The sequence below is a fragment of the Corynebacterium sanguinis genome (assembly GCF_007641235.1).
Taxonomy (GTDB): domain Bacteria; phylum Actinomycetota; class Actinomycetes; order Mycobacteriales; family Mycobacteriaceae; genus Corynebacterium; species Corynebacterium sanguinis.
Map to the genome: position 1 here is coordinate 170559 of NZ_CP038157.1, position 25304 is coordinate 195862.

At 65.4% G+C, this 25304-nt stretch carries 27 protein-coding genes and 1 riboswitch; of the genes, 12 read left to right on the forward strand and 15 right to left on the reverse strand.

Features of this window, described 5'->3' with window-relative positions; genetic code table 11:
• The first annotated feature begins 8 nt into the window (after positions 1 to 8).
• Complete coding sequence (locus tag E3227_RS00905; RefSeq protein WP_136649157.1) at positions 9 to 857, forward strand: DUF6928 family protein; 849 nt, start codon at positions 9 to 11, stop codon at positions 855 to 857.
• Here E3227_RS00905 and E3227_RS00910 read toward each other — a convergent pair.
• A complete protein-coding gene (locus E3227_RS00910; RefSeq protein WP_136649158.1) occupies positions 854 to 1675 on the reverse strand; it encodes a TrmH family RNA methyltransferase in 822 nt (273 codons plus the stop codon). The genes E3227_RS00905 and E3227_RS00910 overlap by 4 nt on opposite strands.
• Before the next feature lies 1 nt (position 1676).
• Entirely contained in the window at positions 1677 to 3140 is a 1464-nt protein-coding gene (locus E3227_RS00915; RefSeq protein WP_246062711.1) for an NCS2 family permease, read from the reverse strand.
• Positions 3141 to 3272: 132 nt separating this feature from the next.
• Between E3227_RS00915 and E3227_RS00920 the strand changes: the two genes are divergently transcribed.
• Positions 3273 to 3968: a hypothetical protein gene (locus E3227_RS00920; protein WP_136649160.1), complete on the forward strand. Its 696-nt coding sequence runs from the start codon at positions 3273 to 3275 to the stop codon at positions 3966 to 3968.
• On the opposite strand, the gene E3227_RS00925 is transcribed toward E3227_RS00920, so the two are convergent.
• Positions 3965 to 4693: a DUF3027 domain-containing protein gene (locus E3227_RS00925; RefSeq protein WP_136649161.1), complete on the reverse strand. Its 729-nt coding sequence runs from the start codon at positions 4691 to 4693 to the stop codon at positions 3965 to 3967. The genes E3227_RS00920 and E3227_RS00925 overlap by 4 nt on opposite strands.
• Positions 4694 to 4711: 18 nt before the next feature.
• Here E3227_RS00925 and E3227_RS00930 point away from each other — a divergent pair, with 18 nt between their 5' ends.
• Positions 4712 to 5521 (forward strand): glutaminyl-peptide cyclotransferase, encoded by an 810-nt coding sequence (locus tag E3227_RS00930; RefSeq protein ID WP_136649162.1) that lies wholly within the window; start codon positions 4712 to 4714, stop codon positions 5519 to 5521.
• A 6-nt stretch (positions 5522 to 5527) separates the two neighbouring features.
• Positions 5528 to 6013: a DUF2771 domain-containing protein gene (locus E3227_RS00935; protein WP_136649163.1), complete on the forward strand. Its 486-nt coding sequence runs from the start codon at positions 5528 to 5530 to the stop codon at positions 6011 to 6013.
• Here E3227_RS00935 and E3227_RS00940 read toward each other — a convergent pair.
• On the reverse strand, positions 6010 to 6393 hold the full coding sequence (locus E3227_RS00940; RefSeq protein ID WP_136649164.1) for a cold-shock protein: 384 nt from the start codon (positions 6391 to 6393) through the stop codon (positions 6010 to 6012). The two genes, E3227_RS00935 and E3227_RS00940, sit on opposite strands and share 4 nt — an antisense overlap.
• A gap of 275 nt (positions 6394 to 6668) precedes the next feature.
• Positions 6669 to 6831, forward strand: a riboswitch (cyclic di-AMP (ydaO/yuaA leader).
• An 11-nt stretch (positions 6832 to 6842) separates the two neighbouring features.
• On the opposite strand from E3227_RS00940, the gene E3227_RS00945 reads away from it, so the two are divergent.
• Positions 6843 to 7481, forward strand: a complete 639-nt coding sequence (locus E3227_RS00945) for a resuscitation-promoting factor Rpf1 domain-containing protein (protein ID WP_136649165.1) — start codon at positions 6843 to 6845, stop codon at positions 7479 to 7481.
• Here E3227_RS00945 and E3227_RS00950 read toward each other — a convergent pair.
• Both E3227_RS00950 and E3227_RS00955 read right to left on the reverse strand, forming a co-directional pair.
• A complete protein-coding gene (locus tag E3227_RS00950) occupies positions 7478 to 8869 on the reverse strand; it encodes a YeeE/YedE thiosulfate transporter family protein (RefSeq protein WP_136649166.1) in 1392 nt (463 codons plus the stop codon). The genes E3227_RS00945 and E3227_RS00950 overlap by 4 nt on opposite strands.
• A 153-nt stretch (positions 8870 to 9022) precedes the next feature.
• Complete coding sequence (locus tag E3227_RS00955) at positions 9023 to 9217, reverse strand: hypothetical protein (RefSeq protein WP_136649167.1); 195 nt, start codon at positions 9215 to 9217, stop codon at positions 9023 to 9025.
• 52 nt (positions 9218 to 9269) lie between these two features.
• Here E3227_RS00955 and E3227_RS00960 point away from each other — a divergent pair, with 52 nt between their 5' ends.
• The 7 genes from E3227_RS00960 (at position 9270) to E3227_RS11650 (ending at position 18145) form a co-directional block, all read left to right on the forward strand.
• On the forward strand, positions 9270 to 11369 hold the full coding sequence (locus E3227_RS00960; protein WP_144317267.1) for a helicase-associated domain-containing protein: 2100 nt from the start codon (positions 9270 to 9272) through the stop codon (positions 11367 to 11369).
• 80 nt (positions 11370 to 11449) lie between these two features.
• Entirely contained in the window at positions 11450 to 12337 is an 888-nt protein-coding gene (locus E3227_RS00965) for an ABC transporter ATP-binding protein (RefSeq protein WP_136649169.1), read from the forward strand.
• Positions 12337 to 13521, forward strand: a complete 1185-nt coding sequence (locus E3227_RS00970) for an ABC transporter permease (RefSeq protein WP_144317268.1) — start codon at positions 12337 to 12339, stop codon at positions 13519 to 13521. The genes E3227_RS00965 and E3227_RS00970 overlap by 1 nt, the downstream gene beginning before the upstream one ends.
• Before the next feature lie 12 nt (positions 13522 to 13533).
• The gene (locus E3227_RS00975; protein ID WP_144317269.1) at positions 13534 to 15177 is read left to right on the forward strand and encodes a DNA repair helicase XPB; all 1644 of its coding nucleotides are present in this window, start codon (positions 13534 to 13536) and stop codon (positions 15175 to 15177) included.
• Positions 15178 to 15187: 10 nt separating this feature from the next.
• A complete protein-coding gene (locus E3227_RS00980) occupies positions 15188 to 15832 on the forward strand; it encodes a DUF3239 domain-containing protein (RefSeq protein WP_144317270.1) in 645 nt (214 codons plus the stop codon).
• A 144-nt stretch (positions 15833 to 15976) separates the two neighbouring features.
• Positions 15977 to 17293, forward strand: coding sequence for a YhgE/Pip family protein (locus E3227_RS11645; RefSeq protein WP_246062712.1), 1317 nt, complete (start codon positions 15977 to 15979; stop codon positions 17291 to 17293).
• Between the two features lie 84 nt (positions 17294 to 17377).
• Positions 17378 to 18145 (forward strand): ABC transporter permease, encoded by a 768-nt coding sequence (locus E3227_RS11650; protein ID WP_246062713.1) that lies wholly within the window; start codon positions 17378 to 17380, stop codon positions 18143 to 18145.
• Between the two features lie 392 nt (positions 18146 to 18537).
• Here E3227_RS11650 and istB read toward each other — a convergent pair whose 3' ends face one another.
• The 9 genes from istB to E3227_RS01030 form a co-directional block, all read right to left on the reverse strand.
• Positions 18538 to 19335, reverse strand: coding sequence for an IS21-like element helper ATPase IstB (istB, locus tag E3227_RS00990; RefSeq protein WP_144317271.1), 798 nt, complete (start codon positions 19333 to 19335; stop codon positions 18538 to 18540).
• Positions 19336 to 19378: 43 nt separating this feature from the next.
• Positions 19379 to 19882, reverse strand: a complete 504-nt coding sequence (locus tag E3227_RS00995) for a Mu transposase domain-containing protein (protein ID WP_144317272.1) — start codon at positions 19880 to 19882, stop codon at positions 19379 to 19381.
• A gap of 55 nt (positions 19883 to 19937) precedes the next feature.
• Positions 19938 to 21287 (reverse strand): IS256 family transposase, encoded by a 1350-nt coding sequence (locus tag E3227_RS01000; protein ID WP_144317273.1) that lies wholly within the window; start codon positions 21285 to 21287, stop codon positions 19938 to 19940.
• 17 nt (positions 21288 to 21304) lie between these two features.
• On the reverse strand, positions 21305 to 21475 hold the full coding sequence (locus E3227_RS11830; protein WP_342778826.1) for a hypothetical protein: 171 nt from the start codon (positions 21473 to 21475) through the stop codon (positions 21305 to 21307).
• Positions 21476 to 21760: 285 nt separating this feature from the next.
• On the reverse strand, positions 21761 to 22030 hold the full coding sequence (locus E3227_RS01010) for a helix-turn-helix domain-containing protein (RefSeq protein ID WP_144317275.1): 270 nt from the start codon (positions 22028 to 22030) through the stop codon (positions 21761 to 21763).
• Positions 22031 to 22521: 491 nt separating this feature from the next.
• Positions 22522 to 23172 carry a vitamin K epoxide reductase family protein gene (locus E3227_RS01015; protein ID WP_144317276.1) on the reverse strand — a complete coding sequence of 217 codons (651 nt, stop codon included), beginning with the start codon at positions 23170 to 23172 and terminating at the stop codon, positions 22522 to 22524.
• Between the two features lie 9 nt (positions 23173 to 23181).
• Positions 23182 to 23889 carry a DsbA family protein gene (locus E3227_RS01020; protein ID WP_144317277.1) on the reverse strand — a complete coding sequence of 236 codons (708 nt, stop codon included), beginning with the start codon at positions 23887 to 23889 and terminating at the stop codon, positions 23182 to 23184.
• A gap of 101 nt (positions 23890 to 23990) precedes the next feature.
• Positions 23991 to 24323 (reverse strand): ArsR/SmtB family transcription factor, encoded by a 333-nt coding sequence (locus E3227_RS01025; protein WP_144317278.1) that lies wholly within the window; start codon positions 24321 to 24323, stop codon positions 23991 to 23993.
• 144 nt (positions 24324 to 24467) lie between these two features.
• Positions 24468 to 25259, reverse strand: coding sequence for a M23 family metallopeptidase (locus E3227_RS01030; protein ID WP_144317279.1), 792 nt, complete (start codon positions 25257 to 25259; stop codon positions 24468 to 24470).
• Positions 25260 to 25304: the final 45 nt, after the last annotated feature.

A 25304-nucleotide genomic window follows, 5' to 3' on the forward strand; every position in this document is an offset into this window, starting at 1 on the left:
ACTCCGCCATGTCGCTGCCCTGCGTCGTCACAGTCTGGTTTGTCAACGCCCCCGACCCCGGCGCCGTGCTGAGCGGGGAGCCGAAGGCTGATCGCGGTTTCGGCCGCAAGCTACTCGCCCAGCTCAACCCCGCCTGGCCGATCACCGCGATCGGCGATTTCCCGCTCAACCGCTCCTCGCAGCCGGGCCGGGCGGAGTTCTACATCGCCGGCTACCCCGGCGTGGCCGTGGTGCAAACCTTCGTCGAAGACGTGACCACCGCGTCCGAGGCGGCGTCTGCGCTGCGCGAGACCTTGCCCGCCGCCGACACGTTCGTTTTCGTGGAGGGCACCGACTCGGACTTTGCCGGGTTCGCACACTTCGCCGGTTCCGAGCTGCGCCGGGCATTTTCGGCCACGCGCGACGTCGTCGCCGAGGACGCCGGCCTGCCCGAGCCGTTCGAGGCCCCGTTCTGGGCGGGCGAAACCGCCGAGCCCATCGGCGGGATTTCGCTACCCTTCGTACCCAAGGAACTCGCCGCCGCGGCCCAGACAAGCTGGATCGGCGTCGACGTCTCCCCGGATGGCCCCGACTTGAACGTCGTGGGCTACGCGGTGGATGGCCGACCCGAGCCGAAGATCGCGGCCCCCGCCCCGCGGACCAAGACCGTCGCGGAGGTCGCGTCGCGCCTCGCGGAGAAGGACAAAGGCTACGACGACTACGTCGCCGCCGATGCCGAGCCAGGTGACGGCGGGGAGTTCGCCGAGCTTGCCGACGCCTCCCTGGCCGCGGCAAAGCGCATCGGGCGCGGACTCTCCCGGCGCGCCAAGGCGCTGGCGGCGAAGGTGCAGGAGCGCATCCGCCACTCGGACCGCTAGCGCAGGCTGCGCTGGCGCTCGTAGAAGGCGATCGCGGCGCTGGTCGCAACGTTGAGCGAGTCCGTGCCGGGGGCCATGGGGATGCGGGCGCGGACGTCGGTGGCGCGCATCGCGTGCTCGGTCAGCCCTGGGCCCTCGCCGCCGACGAGCAGCGCGACTTTGTCCCAGGGGCGCCCGGTGGCGTCGACTAGCGCCTCGGCGAGATGCTCCGCGGCGTCGTCGGGGGTTAGCGACACGAGCCGCCACCCCGTATCGTGCAGCTCGTCCAGCGAGCGCTGCCAGGTGGTTGCGGCACCGTCGAGGTGCGCGAACGGCAGGCGGAGCGCGTGGCCCATGGAGACGCGCACGCTGCGGCGGTACAGCGGGTCGGCGGTCGCGGCGCCGAAGAGGACCCCGTCGACGTCCATGCCGGCGGCGTTGCGGAAAATCGCGCCGATGTTCTCGTGGTCGCCGACGCCCTCGAGGACCACCAGCGTGCGGGCTCCCTCGGTAACGTCGGCGACGCTCAAGGGCGCGGGGCGCTCGGCCACCGCGATCAGCCCGCGGTGCATGTCGTAGCCCGCGACCTCGGCCAGAAGCGGGCGCGTCACCTCGTAGACCCCCACCGACTCGGGCAGGCGCCCGCCGTAGTCGGAGAGGAAGCTGTCCAGGCGTCCCCCAAAGCCGATCACGCTGCGCAGCGGGAAGCGCGATTCCACTAAGCGGCCGCAGATCAGCGGGCCCTCCGCGTAGACGAGGCCACCGCGGGTGTCGGAGTGCTTCAGGTCGCGGACGTCGTCAAGGCGGGCGTCGGCGGGGTCGTCAATACGCGTGCGCATGCTAGGCGCCGAGCGCGGCCATGACGGGGCCGTGGGCAAAGAAGACGATAAACAGCGCGGAAATCAGCCACATGATCCAGTGGATCTCGCGGCTCTTGCCCGCAAACAGCGCCATGAGGGTAAAGGAGATGAAGCCGACGCCAATGCCGTGGGCGATGGAGAAGGTAAACGGCATGATCACGATCGTCAGAAATGCGGGCAGGGCGATGTGGAACTCGTTCCACTGAATCTGGCCCACCTGCATCATCATCAGCGCGCCGACGACGACGAGTACTGGGGCGGCGGCCTCGATGGGCACGATCGCGTACAGCGGAGTGAAGAACATTGCGGCGAGGAACAGAAGGCCGGTGACCACGTTGGCCAGGCCGGTGCGCGCGCCGTCGGCGATGCCTGCAGAGGAATCGACGTAGACCGTGTTCGATGACGCCGAGGCCGCGCCGCCGACGACCGCGCCGAGGCCCTCGACGACCAGGGCGCGCTTCATCCCCGGCAGGTTACCGTCGGCGTCGGCAACGCCCGCCTGGCGGCCCAGCGCGGTCATGGTGCCCATCGCGTCGAAGAAGTTGGCCAGCACCAGGGTGAACACCAGCAGCGAGGCCGCGACGACACCCGCGTGGACGAAGCCACCGACAAGGTCGATGTCGCCGACGATAGACAGATCGGGCACCCCGCCCAGGGACTCCGGGATCTGGGGCACGGCCAGTGACCAGCCCTGCGGGCTGTCCGCCGAGGAGCCGGAGCCGGTCAGCGCCTCGACGATGAGCGCGATAATCGTCGTCGCCACGATGCCGATGAACAGCCCGCCGCGGATGTTGCGGATCACCATGAACCCGCAGATGATCAGGCCGATGACAAAGACGAAGGTGGGCCACGACGCGATCGAGCCGCCGATACCCAGCTGGACGGGCACGGTAGTCATCGCGGCGTCTGGGACACGGCGCACGAAGCCGGCGTCGACAAGCCCAATGAGCGCGATGAACATGCCGATGCCCACGCTCATGGCCACCTTCATCGAGTCGGGGATGGCGCGGAACACGGCGGAACGGAACCCGGAGATCGCGAGGATGCAGATGATGATGCCGTCGATGACCACCAGGCCCATGGCCTCCGGCCAGGTCAGGCCCTCCTGGCCAACGAGCGTGACCGCCACCAGGGTGTTCAGGCCCAGGCCCGCTGCGATGCCGAACGGGTACTTCGCCACCACGCCGAACAGGATGGACATCACTCCGGCGGCCAGGGCGGTGGCCGCAGCGACCTGGGGGATGCCGAGGACCACGCCGTCGCGGTCGGGGCTCGTGCCGATGATCAGCGGGTTGAGCAGCACGATGTACGCCATAGCGAAGAAGGTGACCACGCCGCCGCGGATCTCGGTACCCACTGTCGAACCGCGCTCGGAAATGTGGAAGTATCGGTCAAGCCAGCCGGTGCTGGTGCCGGTCACGGCGGTGGATCCGCTAGAGCTCACGTGTTGTCCCCTTGTCTGACGGGTCTGACGGGCCTCACAGGTCTGACCCGGCGATGAAATTGTCAGTGCATAGCCTTACACCGCCGCGGGGAAATTCCAAACCGAAATGACAGAGAGTTTAAGGTCGAAATCGTGCACGTCTTTACCTTCGTCATCGTCGGTGGCTTCGTCACCGACGGTCGCGCCTACGTCCGCGCGCTGCGCGAACTTGGCGTGTCGGCGGCCGAGGTGAACCGCCTGCGGGTGCGGCTGGCCACCTTGAGCGGAACGCGGCGCGTCGTGGTGGAGGTCTCGCAGGGCACCTCCCCCACGGTGTCGGTGGCGCTGCGCCCCCTCGCCCCCGCGCCGACGGAGATCACCGTCGAGGCGCTGCCCGTCAAAGACAACCGCCTCCACCCCGCCCACTACGGCCCGGACCTGGGGTGGCAGCGCAGCGTGCTCGTCGAGCTCCCCATGCACGAAGCATTGCTTGTCGACGCCTCTTCCCGCGTCGTCCAGTGCGTCACGTCTCCCCTGCTCACCGTGGCCGACGGAGTAATCACTGTCTCCGCCCACCCCGACACGACCCCGTCGATCGCGCTCGACGGGGTGTTGAGCATCCTGGGGGATTTGGGCTGCTCCATCGAGCGCTCGCCCACGGGGTTCTCCGCCCACGAGCTCAAGCGCCTGGAGACGTGGGTGATCGACCCCGTCTACGGGGCCCGGCTTGTCAGCGCGTGGCGCGAGTACGGCGCGCTCGTCAGCGGGCGCACCTCGATCAACCGCGCCGGTGTGCCCACCCACCGCACCGTCAACGAGATTCGCCGCGCCCGGGCAGTCCAGGCCTAGAAGACGGGCCGCTCGTCGTCGTACACGTCCGCCGAGTCAAGCAGCTCGGGCGCGGCGACCTTGGTCTGCGAGTGTGCCCCGCAGCCGTAGCTCGAGGCGACGAGGCGCCCGTCCGCGGCGTACTCGTTGGCGCACACGCCGAAGTTCTCCCCCACAGGCGGGGCCATCGGGATGTAAAACGCGCACGTCCGACACGCCATCGCGGCCTGCTCGGCGAATTCGCTGGTCGGCCCGAAATCGCCGGTACGCCAGCGCTGCTTCGCCTCCTCCAGCCCGTTGACCGTGAGGTAGTTCGCGGTTTCGCGCCCGACAAAGGTAACGGCGTTTTTGTCAAAGGAGTCGTCGGTCAGCCGGTGGTCGTCCGGGGCGGGCTCCATGACGTCGCCGGGGCCGAGGTCGCCGGGGCGCAGGCGATCGGAGTAGGGCACCCACTCGGGTGCCTGCAGGGCGTCGGAGGCGGGGACGAGGGCGACTTCGTTGATGGTGACACGGCTCGCCCCGGTCGCACAGGCGACGACCGCGTTCCACTCCCAGCCCGGGTAGCCGGGCACGTCTGCCTCGAAGCGGTGGGTGGCCACGTTCGGGGACACGGCCGCTACGCCGATGTGGGGGCCGATGTCACCCTCGGCGATTTCTTCCAGGGCCTGCCTCGCAGCCGCGACGGCTGCCTCGCCGAGCAGAGGGCTGTTAGCGCGCCGGTGAGCGCGATTCCTGGACTGAGACACGAGGCCTAGTATAAGGGCATGCCCCGCTTAAGCCTCAAAGCCGCCGCGCCGCTTGCCGCATTGTTGTTGACACCTGCGCTGGTTTCGTGTTCTTCGCAGGAATTAAAGCAGCCGCGTGAACAGGGCGTCGAGAAGCTTAAGGCGGTGGTCGAAGAGCGCTATGACTTCGACCCCTCCAGCTTCACCCAGGGCCTCGAGGTCGCCGACGACGGCACGCTGTACGTCGGCACCGGCCAGGTGGGCAGCTCGCGGATCTACCGCGCGACCCCGGACGGGCAAGTCATGGCCAGCCGCGATATCGACCCGGGATTTTTTGGCGAGGGGTTAACGCGCGTCGACGACCACCTGTGGCAGCTGACCTGGCAGGACGGTGTCGCCATCAAGCGCGATGCGCAGACGCTCGACGAGCTGGGGCGCACCACCTACGAGGGCGAGGGCTGGGGCGTGTGCGCCCGCGACGGCGAGGTGATCCTCTCCGACGGCACCTCGCAGCTGCGGCGCATGGACCCAGAGACCCTCGCCGAGCGCGAGCGTTTCGACGTCACCCTCAACGGCACGGAAGTGCCGCGGCTCAACGAACTCGAGTGCGTGGGCGACCAGATCTTCGCCAACGTCTTCCTCACCACCGACATCGTGCGTATCGACGCCACCACGGGCGACGTCACCGCCGTGATCGACGCCTCCTCGCTGCCGAACAACGCCGCGCCCGACCCGAACAACGTGCTCAACGGGATTGCGCACATCCCGGGCACCGAGGAGTTCTACCTCTCCGGCAAGCGCTGGCCGGACCTCTACAGGGTGAGCTTTCAACCCGCTGCCGTAGGGTAGAGATCCATGAAACTCAAGGCGTGGCAGCTTCTGGCTCTCCTCATCGTCGCCGCGGTGGTGCTCGTCGGCGGGTTCTACCTCATTGTTGACTACCAGCGCAGCAAGCCCGCCGCCCCCGTGGGCGAGATTCGCGTGGTGGTGTCCAACGGCGGAACCGAGCTCGAGGTCGCTCCCTATACGGTGTGCGAGCTGGACGCGGAGTGCGTCGGGGGCGAGCCGCCGTCGTTTGACCTCGATCCCGCCTCCGAGGTGAGCGTGAGCGTTCCCGAGGATCTCGCGGCGTCGAGTTGGCGCCTGCTGAGCATTTACGACGACCCAGCGGCCAACGAGGAGCAAATCTTCCAATCCGGCCAGGCCAATCAGGCCTCGGTGCCCGCGGTGAAGGATTCCGCCCGGCTCGTCGTGGCGGAGGTCTCAGCGCTGGCCGTGGATACCAACGACGCAGGCGAGGAAGTCCCCGTGATTGCGACGTGGTCGGTGGCGTTCTCTTAAGCGTCGAGCTCTTTGGCCACAGCGCGCAGGATCTCGGCAACCTGCTTGCCGTGCGCTCGGTCCGGGTAGCGACCCGCCTCGAGGGCCGGCTGGATCTGCGTTTCAAGGACCGTCATCATGTCGGCGAGCAGCTTGTTGAGCTCCTCGGGCTTGTAGCGGTGCGTCTGGCGCCGCTTCGGCGTGTCCAAGACCTTGACGCGCAGCGCCTGGGGGCCGCGGCGCCCAGCGGCGAAGTCGAATTCGATGCGCTGGCCAGCGACGAGCTCGTCGACGCCTTCGGGTAGGACGTTCTTGCCCACGAACACGTCCTCATCGCCCGGGTTTGAGGCGAAGCCGAAACCCTTGTCAGCGTCGTACCACTTCACTTTTCCAACGGGCATGCCTTTTCCTTCCTTTCGAGAACCGCCATTGTACTACTCGCGATAACCGCCGCCGGTTCCGAATATTCTACTAACGTGATGCACGTCACTATAGGCCAGGAAAACCGTCCTGAACTGCGTTCTCACGCAATCTACTAAAGTGGATGTAACTCGTGTGAATCCGTTCCGTGCTGTCCGCGTGACTCAATCGTTATAAACCGATATAGTCGCCCGCAAGCCCGAACCCGGGCGCATAACCATATACCTTTGGCCACGCCGAATTCTGTCCGGCCTGAATCAATTCTTCCCCAACATTGACATTGTGGACAGAAGCGGAGGACCCACACGCGCGTCACCCACGCGCCGGAGGTCACTCCTAGGGGTGAAGCCGCACCCGCGGCCTGGCACCTTGCGCCAGAACCCGACAGCTAACTTCGCAGGCGGTTAACAAGAGAGGAAACACAATCTTCATGGCACGTCACTCTAAGCAGAACGCATCCTTCGCTAAGAAGGCGCTCGCTGGCACCGCTGCCGCGGCAGCACTGACCGGTATCATCGCACCGGCAGCCAACGCTGCTCCGGACTCCGATTGGGACCGCTTGGCTCAGTGCGAGGCCGGCGGCAACTGGTCCATCAACACCGGCAATGGCTACTACGGCGGTCTGCAGTTCTCCGCGTCCACCTGGCGCGCCTACGGTGGCGGCCAGTTCGCACCGTATGCTCACCAGGCAACCCGCGAGCAGCAGATCATCGTCGCCGAGCGCACCCTCGCCGGCCAGGGCTGGGGCGCATGGCCTTCCTGCTCCGCTCGCCTTGGCCTGAACTCCGCTCCGACCAACCGCGACGCCCAGGCCGCGCCTGCTCCGGCACCTGCTCCGGCACCTGCTCCGGCCCCGGCAGCCGCTCCGGCCGCAGCGCCGCAGGTTGACGCTCTGTACCACGCGATCGTTGCCCGCCTGAACGAGAACAACATCGCCGTCCCGGCCGAGCTGCACACCGCGTACGCAGCGAACCGCGACAACTACAACAACTTCTACCTCGCCAACAAGGCGCTTATCGACGCCGTCCTCGCCGGCGACGTCAACGCTGTCATCGCCAAGCTAGTCTAGCGAGCGGCGTTCTTCACCACCGTGATTTCCCATCCCGCGTCACGGTTTTGAGCGAAGTCCTCAATCCCGTGGCCGTTGTCGGCGGCCCACTGCGGGATGGACTCGGTTGCCTGCGTGCAGTCGAAGTCGATGACCAGCTTCTCGCCGTCGTCAAGCTCGGCGATGGCGTCCTTGGCCTCGATCAGCGGAAAGGGGCACACCGCCCCGAGGGTGTCTAGCTTGTAGCGCCCCGGCCCAATAGGACGCGCCTTCGTGGCGCGTTTTTGCGTTGTGGGCACGGTGATCAGTCCCGTTGCCACCTGGAACCCGCCGCCCTGCGGGGTGGATTCAATCACCGCGTCCTCCGCGGACCGGATGGAGTCCTCGGTGCTGTAGGTGCCCTGCGGCGCAGCAACCGAGGGCTTGAGCCAGATCTTGGACCCGACGAAGACGCCCAGGGCGATGAACCCGAGGGCGACCCACCCCTGGTAGCTGAACAGGGAGGTCTGCACCATGCCGTTGCCCACGGTGCAGCCGCCGGCGAGCGCCGCACCGACGCCCATGCCGATCCCGCCGACGATGGCGCGCACGGTCGTGGTGGCGTCAGGCACGCGCACGCGAAATTCCCCGGACGCCTTCGCGGCGATAAACGCGCCGATGAACAGGCCGATCACCAGCAGGGTGCCCCAGTTCAAGAACTTCTCCTCGCCCGTGGTGATGAAGGAGACTGCGTGCGCGCTCGGCGTGGTAATCCCGAGGCCGTCGTTGCGCCCGGTGGCGGCGGAGAGCGGCCACGCGATCACACCAAGGATGCCGATGAGCGTGCCCGCGGTGTAGGGGTGCAGCGCTTTCTTGTACCAGGGTTGCTGCAAGGTGACCTTCGGTCGCGCGGCGTCCTTGGCCAGGTAGTAATGCGCGGCCCAGGCCGTCGCTAGCGCGAGCGGGATGGCGAAAAACCAGGGGGAAACACCGAAGGTCTGCGGCAGCGTTGTCCAGCCGGTGTCCCACTGCTTCATCCAGGCCTCGAACCCGGAGAGCATGCCGTTTTTCATCGCGGCGGCGGACAGCGCGTAGAAAACCAGCGCGAACCAGGAGCCGACGAGGCCCTCGGCGGAGCGGTACCACGTGCCGGAGGCGCATCCGCCCGCGAGCACGATGGAGATGCCGAAGAGGAAACCGCCGGTAATGACGGCCACGGGCTGGAAGGTGCGGTAGTCCGGTGCGATGACGCCGAGCGTCGTCAAGGCGGCGAGGCCGACGGCGTGGACGGCGATGACGATGAAAAGGGCGACGAGTCCGCGGCCCTTTTTCTGCAGAAAGACATCGCGCAGCATGCCGGTGACGCAGAAGCGGCCGCGCTGCATGATGGCGCCGAGGGCGGCGCCGACGACAAGACCTGAAGCGAGCATGAGTGTCCTTATGTATACGGAATTGGTCACCCGGGACCGTACCGGATTCCGGCCACCTTGTCTAGCTGCTGCATACCGCTCTGTCTGTACTGCGGGGCGTGAAAGAACCCCCTCCCCGCGTAAACGGGGAAGGGGCCGAGTTAAGAGAACCGCTTAGCGGTTAATGCGGGTCGTCGGGTGGACGTAGCCCGTCTCCTCGTAGGGGCGCGGGAGAATCAAGTCGTCGCCGAACGGGCTGGACGCGCCCGCGAGCTTGGAAGAGATCTCCGTAATCGGGTGACCATTGCCAGGGGTGTGCTCAGGCCACGCCGGATTTGCGCGACCGATCTTGTCAACGTTGGAAGCCATGGGCCTATTGTTTCACGTCCGCGCGCTAAACGCACGTAAACTCACCCCCGATATGTCCGCTTTGCACTTGGCCCTCACCCGCTTCAGCGATGAGCAGCTGCGCGAGCTTCTCGACGCTCGCCCCGACGCCGCCTTCCCCACGCCGGCGTCGCTGGCCTCGCTGGCGACCCGGTTGACCCTCAGCGGCTCGATCGCGCGCGCCCTGCGCCGGCTCACCGCCGCGGACATCGCTCTTCTAGAAACGCTGGGCGACGCCGGCGCAGAGCTCGACCCGGTTGCACTCGACGCGATCAACGTACCCTTTGACACGCGCGAGCCGCTGGCGCGCCTGCGCACCCACGCCCTCGTGTTCGGACCCGACGAGGCGTTGCGCGTTGCCCCCGGCGTCCTCTCGGCGCTGCCCGCGGGCTGGCGCATCCTCGACCCCGCCCCCGCCAACCTGGCGCAGTCGCTCGACACGATCAGTCCCCGGGAGCGGCAGGTGCTGGACACGCTTGCTGCCTCCGGCTCGATCGGCACGACCCGCGGCGCCGCCCCGGACGCCGACCCGACGCTGCCGGTGCCGCGTCTGCTCTCCCTCGGGCTGCTCGTGCGGGTGAACTCCACGACCGTGCGGTTGCCGCGGCCGGTGCGCGAAGCCCTGTGCGGCACGCCCGTGCGCACCTACCCGCTCGAACCGGTCGCGCCGACGCATGCGGTTGAGCAATCGCGTGTCGACGCCGCCTCTACCGCCGCCGGGCTCGAAGCCGTGCGCCAGGTCCGCCGCACGATAGCCCACCTGCTCGACTCCCCGGTCGAGCTGCTCAAAGACGGCAGCGTCGGGGTGCGCGCCCGCGGCGCGCTGGAAAAGGAGCTCGGGTTCGACCCCGCGCTTGCCGTCACCGTGGCCGAATCCGCAGGCCTGATCGGTCGCGGCGCGATCGACGACACGGACTGCCTGGCCGCGACCCGCGACGGTGTCACCTGGCTGGGCAGCGCCCTGCCCGAGCAGTGGGCGGTGCTGATTCTGGGGTGGCTGGCCTCGCCGTGGCGCACCGAGCTGGACACGAAGCTGCTCAGCGAGGATTCGCGGGCGCCGGAGATCCGGTTTGTGAGGTTGAGCGTCGTCAAGCGGTTGTGCGCTGGCGCGATGGATAGCGAGACTTTGAGCGCAAACCTGCACCACTACAGCCCGATCCTGGCCTCCGGGATCTCGCCTGCTCTGCTGGGCAGCATTGTCGAGGAGGGCCACGCGATCGGCGCGCTCGCGCTGGACACCGCTGCCGCGCCCGGGCGCACGGTGGTCGAAGGCACCGACCTCGTCGAGGCGACGCGAGCGCTCGTGCCCGCGGAGATCAACTACGTCATCGCGCAGGCGGATCTGACCATCCTCGCCCCAGGGCCCCTGCCCCCGGAAATGGCGGCGACGCTGGAGTCCTTCGCCGACCTCGAATCGCCCGGGATGGCGAGTGTGTACCGGGTCACGCCGGCGACGGTGCAGCGCGCGCTGAACGCCGGGCGCACCGGCGCGGAGCTGACGCGCTGGTTGGAGCAGCACTGCGTCGGCGAGGTCCCGCAGGGGCTGCTGTTCCTGATCAACGACGCGGCCGCGACCCACGGCAGCATCCGCGTCGGCTCGGCGGCGAGCTACCTGCGCTGCGAGGACGAGGCTCTGCTCGCCTCAGCCGTGGCGCGCGTCGACGGGTTGGAGCTCATCGCCCCGACGGTCGCGATCTCGCAGGTGCCCGTGCCGCAGCTCGTCGCGCTCTTGCGCCAGCGCGGCTTTCAACCCGCCGCCGACGGCGACGGCACCGCGCTGCTTACGCTTCACGACGCCCCACAGCTCGTCGCGCCGACGCCGTCGACGGTGCCGCGCGAGCGCAGCATCGACGAGGCGCACCGCGAGGAGGTCATCCGCTCGCTGCGCGCGACGGGCGGGGCGGCTGAAACCGAGGAGCGGGATTTCCTGGAAACCCTGCGCGCCTCGGTGCGGGCGCGGCGGCCGGTCACCATCGGCTACGTGGACAAGCGCGGGCAGCGCACGCAGCGCAAGGTCATCCCCGTCACTGTCAACGCCGGGCTGATCGACGCCCTCGACGAGGCCACCGGCCGCGTGCTGCGCGTTGAGCTGTCGCGCATTACCGGCGTGGAGGATACCGCGACAGAACTGTAGCAAGTCGTTGTCGCGAGTACGGTGGTGCGTGACAGTCGCCAGTGTGGCATCTTTTTACGCTGTACCGAGGAGTAACAACCGTGCCCACCTTAGAAATCCGCAACCTCAGGAAGAGGTTCGGCACCACCCAAGCGCTCGACGACATGAGCCTTACCGTTCGCGAGGGCGAGATGTACGGCTTCGTCGGCTCGAACGGCGCCGGCAAGTCCACCACCATGCGCATCGCGCTCGGGGTGCTCGCGACCGATTCGGGCGAGGTGCTTTTCGACGGCCGCCCGCTTGACGATGACACCCGCCGCCGCATCGGCTACATGCCGGAGGAACGCGGCCTGTACGGCAAGGAAAAGATCCTCGACCAGCTCGTATTCCTGGCCAAGCTGCACGGCTTGAGCACTGAAACGGCCACGAACAACGCCACTGCGCTGCTCGAGGAGCTCGGTCTGAGCGAGCGCGCGGACGACAAGGTCGACGACCTCTCGCTGGGCAACCAGCAGCGCGTCCAGCTCGCGGCCAGCCTGATCCACGACCCGGACGTGCTCATCCTCGATGAGCCCTTCTCCGGCCTCGATCCCGTCGCGGTCGAGGTGATGAGCCGGATGCTCATCAACCGCGCGAAGCAGCACGGCGTGCCCGTGATTTTCTCCTCCCACCAGCTCGACCTCGTGCAACGTCTGTGCGACCGCGTCGGCATCGTCGCCCACGGCCGGATGGTCGCCGAGGGCGGGGTCGAGGAGCTGCGCAGCCGCGGCCCGGTGCGCTACCGCGTGGGCACCAGCGCACGCGGCTGGTACCCGGCGGGCACCGCGGTCGTCCAGGAGGACGCGGAGTCGGTCGTACTCGAAGTCACCGGTGTCGAGGCTGGATTCGACCAAGACATCCTGCGTGCCGCCATGGCAGCCGGCGACGTGCACGAATTTACCCGCGTGGTCCCCGACCTCACCGACCTGTTCAAGGAGGCAGTGCAGTAATGGCACAAAATACCTACTCCCACGCCGAAACCATCACCACCACTGCCGGGCGCGAGATCCAGGTGCTTGCGCGCACCAAGTCGATCTGGGTGACGGTGGCGATCCTCATCGTGTCCATCGTCGGCATGATCGGCTTCTTCTCCTGGCAGGCAAATAAGGACAGCGAAGAACCGGCCGTATCGCTTGCGGTCGTCGGGGTGCCGGAAGCGGCGTTCGCGGACGCGGGCTTCGATGTGAGCGAGGCGTCCAGCCGTGCGGACGCAGAGAAACTCGTGCGTAATGGCGACGTAGATACGGCCGTCGTGGCCAGCGAGCAGGGGTGGGAGGTGTTGGAGGACGGGGAGCCGTCGATGAGCACGCTCGGGCAAATCAGTTCCATCGCGACGCGCTACGCAAGTACCGAGGCGCTGAGCTCGCTGGGCCTGACCCCAGAGCAGTACGCCTCCGCGATGCCGAACACCGAGGTAACCGGCGTGGACATCTCGGCGGGCGGGCAGCGCTCCGAGGCGGACTTCGCGAAGCTGCTCACCGCCTTCGTCGCCCTGCTGGTCACCGTGTTCACCGTGATCCTGTTCGCCGCGAACATCGGCAGCCGCGTCACCGCGGAAAAATCCTCGCGCGTCATCGAGCTCATCCTGGCTGCCGTGCGCCCGATGGACTTTCTCGCCGGGAAGATCCTCGGCAACGTCGCGATGGGCCTGGCGCTGACCGCGCTCATCATCGGCTCCGGCATGGTGGCGCTGATGGTCTCGGGGCTAGACGAGGCCGTCGAGTTCTCCTACTCCATCCTGCCGATCATGCTCCTGTCGTGGATCCTGGCCATGCTGTTCTTCGGCGCGCTCTACGCCGCGGCCGGCTCGCTCGTGCAGCGCACCGAGGACCTGCAGTCCACCCAGGCACCGATTTTGTTCCTGCTGATGGGCTCGATGTACGTGCCCATGTTCGGTTGGTTGCAGACGTCCGCGACCTGGATGCAGGTGCTGAGCTGGATCCCGCCGTTTTCCATCTTCACCGCGCCGATCACCTACGCCGGCGGCGATTTCACCGTCGCGCAATTGCTCGGTTCCTACGCGCTCGCACTCGTGGCCACGATGGTGGCGATCTGGCTCGCAGGGCGTATCTACCGCAGCTCCATCTTGTACAACGGCGGCAAGCGGTCGTGGGTGCAGGCAATCCGCGCCTGATAGCGTGGGCGCATGCCCGCACAGCCAGACGGCCCGTTGATTGTCCAATCTGATCGGACGGTGCTTCTCGACGTCAACCACCCCGACGCGGGGGCCGCCCGCGCCGCGCTCGCCCCGTTCGCTGAGCTGGAGCGCGCCCCCGAGCACGTCCACACCTACCGCATCACCCCGCTCGCGTTGTGGAATGCGCGCGCCGCGGGGTTCGACGCGGAACAGGCCGTTGATACGCTCGAGCGCTTCTCCCGCTTTCCGGTGCCGCAGCCGCTGCTTATCGACGTCGCCGAGACGATGGCCCGCTACGGCCGCGTGCGCTTGGTCAACAGCCCGGCCCACGGCCTCGTGCTCGAGGCGGACGACCCCGCCATCTTGACGGAGATCTCGCGCCACAAGGCGATCTGGGGCCTGTTCGGCGCAGCCATTGACGATGTCATCGTCACCGTGTTCCCCTCCGAGCGCGGCCGCATCAAACAGGAACTGACCAAGATTAACTGGCCGGTCGAGGACCTCGCCGGCTACGTCGACGGCGAATCCCACCCGATCGAGCTCAACCACGACGGCTGGCAGCTGCGCGACTACCAGGCGTACGCCGCCGAGTCCTTCTGGGAGGGAGGCTCCGGTGTGGTGGTGCTGCCCTGCGGCGCCGGCAAGACGATTGTGGGCGCGGCGTCGATGGCGCAGGCGAAGACCACCACGCTGATCCTGGTCACGAACACGGTCGCCGGGCGGCAGTGGCGCGACGAGCTGCTGCGCCGCACGACGCTTCAACCGGAGGAAATCGGTGAGTACTCGGGCGAGCGCAAGGAGATCCGCCCGGTGACCATCGCCACCTACCAGGTGGTCACGCGCAAGACGAAGGGCGAGTACCGCGCACTCGAGTTATTCGACTCACGCGACTGGGGACTGATCATCTACGACGAGGTCCACTTGCTGCCCGCCCCTGTGTTTCGCATGGCCGCCGACCTGCAATCGCGCCGCCGCCTCGGGCTCACCGCCACACTCGTGCGCGAGGACGGCCGGGAAGACGACGTGTTCTCGCTGATCGGGCCCAAGCGCTACGACGCCCCCTGGAAAGAGCTTGAGATGGCCGGCTACATCGCCACGGCCGAGTGCGTGGAGGTGCGCACCTCACTTTCCGCCGACGAGCGGATGGCGTACGCCACCGCCGAAACCAAGCAGCGCTACCGGATCGCGGCGACGTCGCGGGGCAAGGACGCGGTCGTCGATAAGCTTCTTGCGCGGCACCAGGGAGAGCAGGTGCTGATCATCGGTGCCTACGTCGAGCAGCTCGAAGGTATCGCCGCGCGGACAAATGCCCCGCTGGTGCACGGCACGACGTCGACGAAGAAGCGCGAGGAGGCCTTCGACGCGTTTCGGTCCGGTGAGATTTCCACTCTCGTGGTGTCCAAGGTGGCGAATTTCTCCATCGACCTTCCCGAGGCCGCAGTCGGCATCCAGGTGTCCGGCACGTTCGGTTCGCGCCAGGAAGAGGCGCAGCGCCTCGGGCGGCTGCTTCGCCCGAAGGCCGACGGCGGCGGCGCACTGTTCTATACGGTCGTCGCGCGCGACACCCTCGACGCGGAATACGCCATGCGCCGCCAGCGCTTCCTCGCCGAGCAAGGCTATGCCTACCGCTTCGTCGACGCCGACGACCTTTAACATAGTGCGCATGAGCGGTTTTCAGTTTGAAGTCGACGAGGACTGGGCAAAGAAGCATAACGAGATGCTGCGCGACACGCGCTACCTCGTCATCTCCGCCATCGCGCTATTCGTTCTCTGTCTCGCCGGCGGGGTCGCCGTGTGGCTGCTCGTTGACCCGGCCTCGCCGTGGCGCCTGCTCGGGAGCCTGGGCCTTGTTTTGTTCGGCGTGATGATGCTTATCGTCGGCCTGGCCATTCCCCGCTCGGTCGGTTCCACGCAATCGCTTTTCGACGCCCACCCGCTTGCCCCGGCGATCATCGCAGACCTCCCCGGCACCCGCACCACCCTGCTCGCGCTGGTGAACACGACGGTCGACCCAGCCCAGCCCGCACGATGGGCGCTGACCTGCCGCGACGTTCAGGCGGTGCCACTGACGGAGGGCTCCGTGGGCACGAAGGTCCCGGTTGTCGCAGTTGGCGGGCAGCGTAACGCCGGCGACGCGGGCACCTGGCAGGTGATCACCCCGATGCCGATCGCGTGGGGCACGCCTGAGCGCGACGTTTTTTCCGACGCTGTCTCAGCCATCCCGGCAGAACAATGGAACACCCTGAGGCGCGCGAAGGACCGGCTTCCGGAAGTGCGCGCCGCGAAAAATAATTTGCTGATTCTCTAAGTTCGGCAATATGTGACGGGGGTAACCTATTTTCTAGGGAAATGATGAAAATCACTTAGGTAGGGGTTAGTATTTCAGCACTTAGTTTCCCCATCGAAACACGAGCCGTCGTTTGGCGGGAAGAGATCCGAAAGGAAGTCCCTAGTGTCCTCCACAATTTCCGCAGGTGGGGCCCCGTCCCCTGAGGAGACCGTCGTGATGGAGCGCTCCCGTGCAGCGCGCATCCTTGACTGGCGACCAGCAAGCGCCCTAGCCCGCATCGTCATCGTACTGTGCCTGGTCATCCCGCTCCTTCTCGCAGCAACGTTCATGTGGTCCATGTGGGACCCCGCCAAGACGCTCCCCAACGTTCCCCTCGCAGTGGTCAACGAGGACAAGGGCGCCGAAAACGGCGGCGAGTTCCAAGTTGTCGGCGACCAGGTGGTCCAGGGGCTGCTGGAAACCGAATACCTCGACTTTGAGGAACTTCCCGCCGATGAGGCCCAGCTCGGCCTGACCAAGGGCGACTACCTGTTCGTGGTCACCATCCCGGAGGACTTCTCCGAGCGGACGGTCTCGCTGATCACCGACAACCCCCGCCAGTCCGAAGTTCTCGTGGAATACAACGACTACGGCGGCACGAACGGCAAGATCATCACCTCCTCGCTGATTCCGCAGCTGCAGGCCGAGATCTCCTCCACCATCTCGGAAACGTACGCCACCGAGACCCTGACCGGCCTTAACTCGCTCGGCGACGGCATCAAGCGCGCCGCAGACGGCGCCGGCCAGATCGACGACGGACTCGGCCAACTCCAGGATGGCACCGGACGGGCCGTCGACGGTATTAACCAGCTCGATAGCGGCGCGACCGACCTGAACGACGGTGCGGTGCAGCTCGATGCCGGCGCCTCCGAGCTCAACAGTGGCGCTGGCGAACTCAACGACGGCGCCCGCCGCCTCGAGGACGGCGCGTACCAGCTCAGCGACGGCCTTGTCACACTCAAGGACGGCACGACGCAGCTTGGCGACGGTGCCGCACAAATCGACGCCGGCGTCCAGGAACTGACCGGCACCCTGATCCCGATTCTCGAGCAGGCGCAGGGCATTGTAACCCAGGTCACTCCGGTGATCGGCACCCTGCGCAGCCTCGGCCTCAATGACCAGGCAGCCCAGATTGAGTCCGCGATATCGCGCATCGACCCAGCGAACCCGGCCAACATCGTCAACGACCTCAACCGTCTGCGCGCCGGCACCGCCGAGCTGAGCTACAACCTCAACAGCCCCGACGCCCCCTACATCAGCGGCGTTAACCAGCTCATCGACGGTTCCCAGCAGCTCGCCTCCGGCTCCACCGAACTGCGCGACGGCACCGATCGCCTCCTCGAGGGCACGGGCCGCCTCAAGGACGGCACCACCCAGCTCGCTGACGGCACCGTGCGTCTCAAGGACGGCACCACCCAACTTACCGACGGCGGCACGTAGCTTGCCGACGGCGTCCAGCAGCTCAAGGACGGCTCCGGCGAGCTGAAGTCGAAGCTTGACGAGGGCGCTGCCCAGGCCCCGGTCGTGTCGTACGTCGACCGCTCCGCACAGCAGATGGCTGTCCCGATCATCTTCGAGGAAGCCAACATGCACCCGACGCAGGAGCTCGTGGACCCGGCTAACCCGACCGTGAAGTCGATCGAAAGCGGCTTCTCCATCATCATCATGCTCGTGTTCGGCTACCTGGTCATGGCGATCCTGTCCGCACTGCTGCCGCACGTCGTTGGTCGCCGCAGTGAGAGCCGCACGGGTGCCGGTCCGGTCCTGCGTGCCCTGGCGATGATCTTCGGCATCAACCTCCTGGTCATGGGCATCTTCACCGCCCTGTCCGTGGTCCTCGGCTGGAGGCCCGACAACTGGCTGTCGATGGGTGCGGTGATCCTCCTCATCGCCGCCAGCGGCGCCGCCATGTTCCAGCTGTTCCGCATCCTGTTCGGCCGCCTGGTTGGTGGACTGTTCTCCATCGGCGTCTTCGCTCTCGGCCTGTTTGTCTTCGGCGGTGTCTGGCCGCTGCCGACCATCCCTGGACCGCTGCAGTTCATGCACAACCTGCACCCGATGAGCTACGCCCGCTACGCGTTCATTCGCGCAACGGATGGGCTTTACGACGGACGTTACTGGGCTTCCCTGCTGGTCCTGCTGGCAGTGACGGTGCTGGCGGCCATCGCGTCCATCATCATCTACAACGTCCGCCGCCAGGGCGTCGCTCAGGCGCTCGAGGAGGACGAAGTGGTTGTCACCACCACCGACCGTCGAGTCGGCGAAGAACCCCTGAACCCAGTCATCCGCTAATTAGCTCGCACTAAAGTGGCCGTTCCTTACGAGGGTCGGCCACTTTGCTAGTTGTGGGTATCGATTCGCTATGACTGGGAGGTAATGCCTGCGAGAGTTCCCACTCCCGCCAGACGGCCGTTGCTTGTCGAGATCGCCCGGACAACACCGGAAACGCACGACATGCTGCGGAGAACGGAGCCCGTGACCTCGGAGGCCAGCTTCGCGATAGCACTGATTTCTATGCGAATCCTCCGCGGAACCAAGGAATGGCATGAGTTCGGTCTCATCAAGTCATCCATCGGCTTCGCCTCGGGTGGAACAATCGTCTTAGGCCTCATCGCCGGGCTGTGAGCGCTCTTCGAAATGTAGCCCACTGGCGCTCTTTGAAATGTAGCCCAGTGTGGTCGTTGTTATTGTGCCTGATGTGGGGTTGGTGAGGGGGTTGTTGGTGTGGGTATTTCGCGTCCTTTGATGCGGTGGCTTACTCCTCGGTGTTGAAAGATTTTGGCGTGGTGGACGATGCGGTCGACCATGGCGGTGGCTACTGTGATGTCGCCGAAGCATTGCGCCCATTGGGAAAACGCTAGGTTTGAGGTCACGATGATGGAGCCGTGTTCGTAGCGTCTGGAGACGAGTTGGAAAAACAGGTTCGCCGCGTCAGCTTCGACGGGAATGTAGCCGAGTTCGTCGATGATGAGCAGGTGGTAGCGGTTTAATCGTTTCAGCAGCGTTTCGAGTTTGCCGGTGTTGTGGGCTTCGGTGAGGGTGTTTATCCACCCGGCGGCGGTGTCGAAGAGGACGCGATAGCCTTGCTGCGCTGCTGTGATGCCAAGTGCGGTGGCGAGGTGGGTTTTGCCGGTTCCGGGTGGGCCGAGCAGGACGACGTTTTCAGCTGTGGCGACCCAGGCCCCGGTTTCAAGGCGTGCGATTTCAGTGCGGTCAATACTGGGTTGTGCGGTGAAGTCGAAGTCGGCGATGGTTTTCACGGCCGGAAAGCCGGCGCGTTTGACGCGTAATGATGCTCCGGATTCCGCGCGGGCGGTCGCTTCGACGGATAGCACGGCGGCGAGGTACTCCTCGAATGTCCAGGATTGGCTACGTGCTTGATTGGCGATGGTTGAGTAGACGTTGTCGATGCGTGGGGCTTTCAACTCCCGTGCGAGGTGACTAATTGCCGCCGCGGTGTCGTGGGCGCTGGTGCGGGTCATAGGAAAGAGCTCTCCTTGGAGTTTGTGGGGCGTTGAGGCCGTGTTAGGCGATGTGGTCGTAGATGGATAGGTCAGCGATGTCAACAGCGGTATCTGGCTGGAATCTCTCGCCCGCCGTAGCTAGGTCGCGGCGCATGGCGCGGGCAGTTTGGGCGTGGGCGGGGTCGGTGATGACCTTGTGCTGGCCCCAATGGCGTGGGTGCACCGCGGCGGGTTCACCGTGTGGCCCGGTCACGGCGATTTCATCAAGCGTGCTGCGCACAGTGACTAGTCGGTCAATGAATGTCGGATCCACGCTGTACTGGTTGGTGTCAACGGTGACGTAGTAGTTACGCGGCAGGCGCACCGCGGGCCTGACACCGAACACCGGCGGATACGGTGGCAAGGGGCGCATCGCTCGCTGATCAGCTGCGAACAAGTCCGCCGGTGTGGCCTTCAACGTGGTGTGAACGCGTGCGTTGGCGATTGTGGTGAACCACTCATCAAGTTGGGCTTGCACATCCACCGGGTCGCTGAACCGGCGCCCGGGGAAGAAAGAACGCTTCATGTACCCGTTGGTGCGCTCGAGAGGGTGTCCGATTCTTTGTGTGCGGGGGCTTGGTTTACAAGTAGTCCGCGAATCGGTCGGGGTATGCCACGGCTAGTTGGTTGATGGCTTGTTTCCACCCGGTGGCTTTCGCTCCTTCAATATAGCCGCTGCATTCGATGGCGCGCTTCGCTTTCTTCGCTCGCTGGGCAGCGCGCTTGTCCTCGATGTTGCAGATCATCAGCCACAGCGTTTTCAGCGCCGCAGTATCGTTCGGGAACTGGCCGCGGTTGCGGGTGGCTTTCCGCAGCTCAGCATTCAGCGATTCGATCGAATTCGTGGTGTAGAGTACCCGCCGTGCCGCAGGCGGGAACTGCAAAAACGGCACAAACCGGTCCCAGGCGTCGCGCCAGACTTTGACCGATTGCGGATACTTCCGTCCCAGCTCGGACGCCTCGAACGCGTCCAGGGCGGCGCGGGCGGTGTCCTCATTCGGCGCGGTGTAGACCTCCCGCAACGCGCTGGATACGGGTTTGCGGTCTTGGTAAGACACCCACCTATTTGCCGCCCGGATCAGATGCACGATGCAGGTCTGCACCATGGAATTCGGCCAGGTTGCCTCCACGGCGTCCGGCAGGCCTTTGAGCCCGTCGCAACAGACGATGAACACGTCTTGGACCCCACGGTTGGCAAGGTCAGCGCACACGGATGCCCAAAAACTGGCGCCTTCATTGTCTGCGATCCACAATCCCAGGATGTGCTTGATGCCGTCCATGTCGACGCCTACCGCCATGTAGCAAGACTTGTTGACCACGCGGTGGCCATCGCGGATTTTTACGCGTAGCGCGTCGAGGAAGATCACCGGGTAGAACTCGTCCAACTGGCGGTTCTGCCACAGCATCACCTCATCAAGCACCGCGTCAGTAATCGTGCTGATGGTATCCGGGCTCATGTCCACCCCGAGGGTGGTGGCGAGGTGGTGCTGAATATCGCGCACGGTCATCCCACCGGCGTACAGCGAGATGATCATGTCGTCGAGCTCGGTCAAACGGCGCGACCCCTTCGGCACCATCTGCGGGGTGAACGTGCCGGCACGATCCCTGGGCATGGTGACCTCTAGTCGGCCGTAGCCGGAATCGACGGTCTTGGTGTACGACCCGTTGCGGTGATTGCTCTCCTGTGCGGTTTCCAACCGGGCTTTCGCCTTACGGTCGGCATGGCCGTAGCCCAAATGTGCATCCATCTCCGCCTGCAGACCGGCGTTGATCGATGCCTGCAACAGGCCTTTGACCAGATCGCTTGCATCATCTGCAGAGGTCGACAGTTCGCTGATCAAGCTGGCGAGCTCAGGATTTTCCATCAGCTTCTCGCTGATCTCATTGACCCTTGCCGGGTCGTGGCCTTTCTTCGGTGACACCTTAGTCATTATCGGTGAAACTCCTTCTAGATCAGAGCCTCACACACAAACTTCCTGACACCCTCGCGCTCGACGATGCCTTTAGATTCCGGGTCCCGCGGTGGGGTCTGAACGATTCTGCAGCCCAGCGCCCCGCCGAATGCGGCAACAGGCTCGCACAGCTTCGCCTTGCCAATCCCGGACTCGTGATCCCACACGAGCCGATCTGGTACCGCTTGGAAATCACGTGTTATCAACTGCCACATCCCGGCGATCAAGTCATCAGTCGTGCGCGAGGGAAGCACACACGCCGCAGCGAAACGAGAATGCGAGGCTGCCATCACCAACACCGGCAACGCGCGGTAGACCCCATCAGCATCAGGTAGTCCACCCGGTGCAAAAGTGAGATCACATTGGATCTCACGCCCCGGGGAGTGAGTAAGGGTATCGACTGGGTCGGCGGGCATATACTCAGGCCGGATCCTGGCAACGTGTTTGCGAAATCATGAATCCGAGCCTGTCCAGCCCACTCGCTGAGCCAACACCTTGGCATTAAGCTGCGGTGTTTCCGCGAGAAGTTCCCTGACCTGCGGTTCAAACGGATCGAAACTCGTTCCTTTGGCATCCCGTGGCTTGTAACAAGGCGGCGAATCTGAAGCCAAAGCCTTCTCCACCGTCTTCTTCGCACAGCCCACTTCGGCCGCGATCTTCCTCAATGACAGACCCTGCCCACGCAGGTATCGGATCTGCGCCCATTCCTCCAATGAAATCACCCATCCAATCTTTTCCGGGTGGGCTACTTTTCGAGGAGCGTTTTGGGCTACTTTTCAAAGAGCGCTGACAGAGCCACTGGGTGAAGCAACTACAACAGGCGGACCACCCGCACACCCGTGCCTTGGCCGAGGTCATCGAGGAGATGGGCCGGCTCTACGGCGGGATTCATGCCCACCTGGAGCCATCCCAGGTTCCTCCCTTGCCACCGTGGCTTATCCAGGCCTTGGAAAATGATCTTCGTCTTTCACCTGAGGTCATCAATGAACTCAGCCAAGATGAAGCCCAGCAGCTCCTCATCCCTTACTGGACACAACCCCAGGATCAGAGCGAAACACCCACAACCAGGTCCGGTTGTGGGGATTGGTCAATGCTGCCCAAAGGCAGCTGCACGAGCCATCCATTGATACAGGTACGGGTGGCCCAGTTCCTGGGACCTGGGCCACCCGGCCTTCGGTAGAGGTGTGGGAAAGGAAACCACAGCTCGTGGGAGTTAGAGGTTAGTGAAATCGGAGTAGAAGCTGAGGAACACCGAGGCGGCCACAGCGACGTAGACCACGGCGATCAGGGTGCCTGCCCACTGGGAGGCAAACCGCACCACAGCAGGCGAGGCGGGGAAGAGACCGTGGGCGAGGTTGCGTACTGTGAGCAGGATAAACAGCGGGACCATCATCGCCCACACCACCATGCAGTACAGGCACAAAATATGGATGACGAACAGCGCCTGGTACCACAGCCAGATGATGAACAGCAGGCCCACGGTCACACCCGCCTGCAAACCTCCCCAGTACCAGTCGGCGAAGCGTGCCCCCGACAGCATGGCCATCGCGGTGGTGATGACCACGGCGAAGGCGACGATGCCGATCAACGGGTTGGGGAAGCCGAAGAGTTCGGACTGCCAGGTTCCCATCACTTTTCCGCAGGAGACCAGGGCGTTGATGTCACAGGTGGTGACATGCTCGGCGTCCTCGTAGAGGGCCAGGCGTTCAAGCACCAGGATGCCGGAGGCCACCCAGCCGATCACGCCGGTGACCAGCAGGATGAGGGCGAAAGGACGCTGGCGGGCAAAGACCGGCAGGAAGGTGTCGTTGTTCGGCTCGGTCACGAGAACCTCATTGTCGTCGGCGGTGGCTGGGTGCGTCATGGATTCGGGTTAGTCGGCGGCGGCCGCGTCGACCTCGGCCCGGAACTGCTCCAGGGAGTCCGGGGTCAGGAGCTGGCCGTCGAGGAAGAAGGTCGGGGTGCCGCGCACACCCAGGGCCGTGCCGTCAGCCACATCGAGTCGGACCCGTTCCTCGGTGGCCGGATCGGCCACAGCGGCGTCAAAGGCGGCCATGTCCAGACCCAGGTCCTCGGCGAAGCCGCGGAAGACCGCACTGTTGTCCTCGGCGGACTCACCCCACTCAGACTGGGTCTCAAACATCCGCTGGTACATCGCTTCGTACTGGCCCTGCTGGGCGGCAGCCTCCACAGCCACGGCAGCGGGCATGGAGTTGCGGTGACCCGGCAGCGGGAAGTAACGGTTGACGAAGGTGACGGTGTCGGAGTACTCCGCACGTAGTTCCTCCACGAAGGGGTAAGCCGCCCGGCAGGCCTCGCACTCGAAGTCGAGGAACTCCACCAGCACGGCCTTCTCGTTCGGCGCCTGGGACAGCACCCGACTGTTGTCCCGGACCACCTGCCCCGCATCACTGGCCACGGTTTCCGGGGCGGGCGCAGAAGCGGAGTCGGATCGGCCGAGGAAAAAGGCGACGATCCCGGCGATGACGACGATTGCCAATAACGCCCAGACAATGATCTGGGCTTTTCTCCAATTCCCGGAGGGCCGGGTGGAGGTGGTGCGGGTGGTGGGGGTGCTCAAGAGGGGTCCGTTCTATCTCTGGTGGAAATTAAGGGGTGTCGAGGCCGTGGGCCCCGGGGGACCCGGCAAGGTGGCGACGAAGTCCTCCAGGACCGAGGCGGTCATGAGAAGGTGCACCCGTCCGGCGAACAACAGGCCGGATCGATGGTGACCACCAACTCGAGTAACTCACCGAGGGCGTGACCCAGTTGGGGGTCAGCCAGAGAATACCAGACGTTGCGCCCCTGGGGGGTGGAGGCCACCAGCCCGCATCCGCGCAGACAGGCCAACTGATTCGACATCACCTGTTTGGAGACACCCAACTGCCGGGCCAGCACGGACGGTCGGGCGGGCCCGTGGCGCAAGGCCAACAGGATCCCGGTCCGGGTGTCATCGGACAGGGCATTGCCCACCCGGGACAACGCCGAGGTGTGAGTGACGGTCACCGTGCTCATAATCGTAGAGAGTACACAATCCCCTGTACTACTCCTCGGTGCCCTCGGCGGAGGAGTGTGAGATGACCGGGAGCATGTTTACATCCGGACCACAGGCGCTGGCCTGAGGGTCAGGACCGGGTTTTCTCCCGGGTGGGGGGAAGGTTAGAAGGTGATGCCGTGCTCGGCGAACCAGGGAGCCGGGTCCACGGCGCCGCTGCCGGTCGGGTAGAGCTCAAAATGCAGGTGGGAACCGGTGGAGAAACCTCGGTTACCCATGCCGGCGATCTTCTGGCCGGCGGTGACCTTCTCACCCACGCTGACATCGAGGGTTTCCATGTGGCCGTAGACGGCAATGGAGCCGTCATCGTGCTGGATGCGGATCCACTGGCCGAAACCGGAAGCCGGTCCGGAGTCGATGACGGTGCCGCCCATGGCCGCAAGAATTGGGGTGCCCACGACGTTGGCGATGTCTAGTCCTGCGTGGAGGCTGCCCCAGCGCATACCGAAACCGGAGGTGAAGGTGCCCTCAGTGGGTTTGACCACGGATGAGGCGTTGGCCAGGCGTTCTGCCTCAATGCGTTCTGCTTCCAGACGTGCAGCCTCAGCGCGGGCGGCCTCGGTGCGCTCGGCGGCGTACTCAACCGCCTTGTCCAACTGCTCGTTGATATTGGTTACCGGCTTATACTCCGAGATCGTCAGGATCTGCGGGGCCGTCTCCGTCGTGTCCGGGGGCAGCGCGGTGTCATTGGTGGCCAACTGCACGCCACCGACAGTGTCCTGCGGGGAGATCGGGGCCTCAGCCTGGGTCTGCAGCGTGGCGACGGCGGCACCACTGAGACCCGCAGACGAGACCGCGCCCGTGGCCACGGCCACCAGGGCTACGCGGCTCTTGGTTTGCGGGGTGGGGATCTTGCGGTGTTTTCCTCCGGCTGATCGCTGAGCCTTCAGTCGCATGAATCTTCTTCCGTCGTTGTCCGTTGTTCCGCCACACTCGATCTC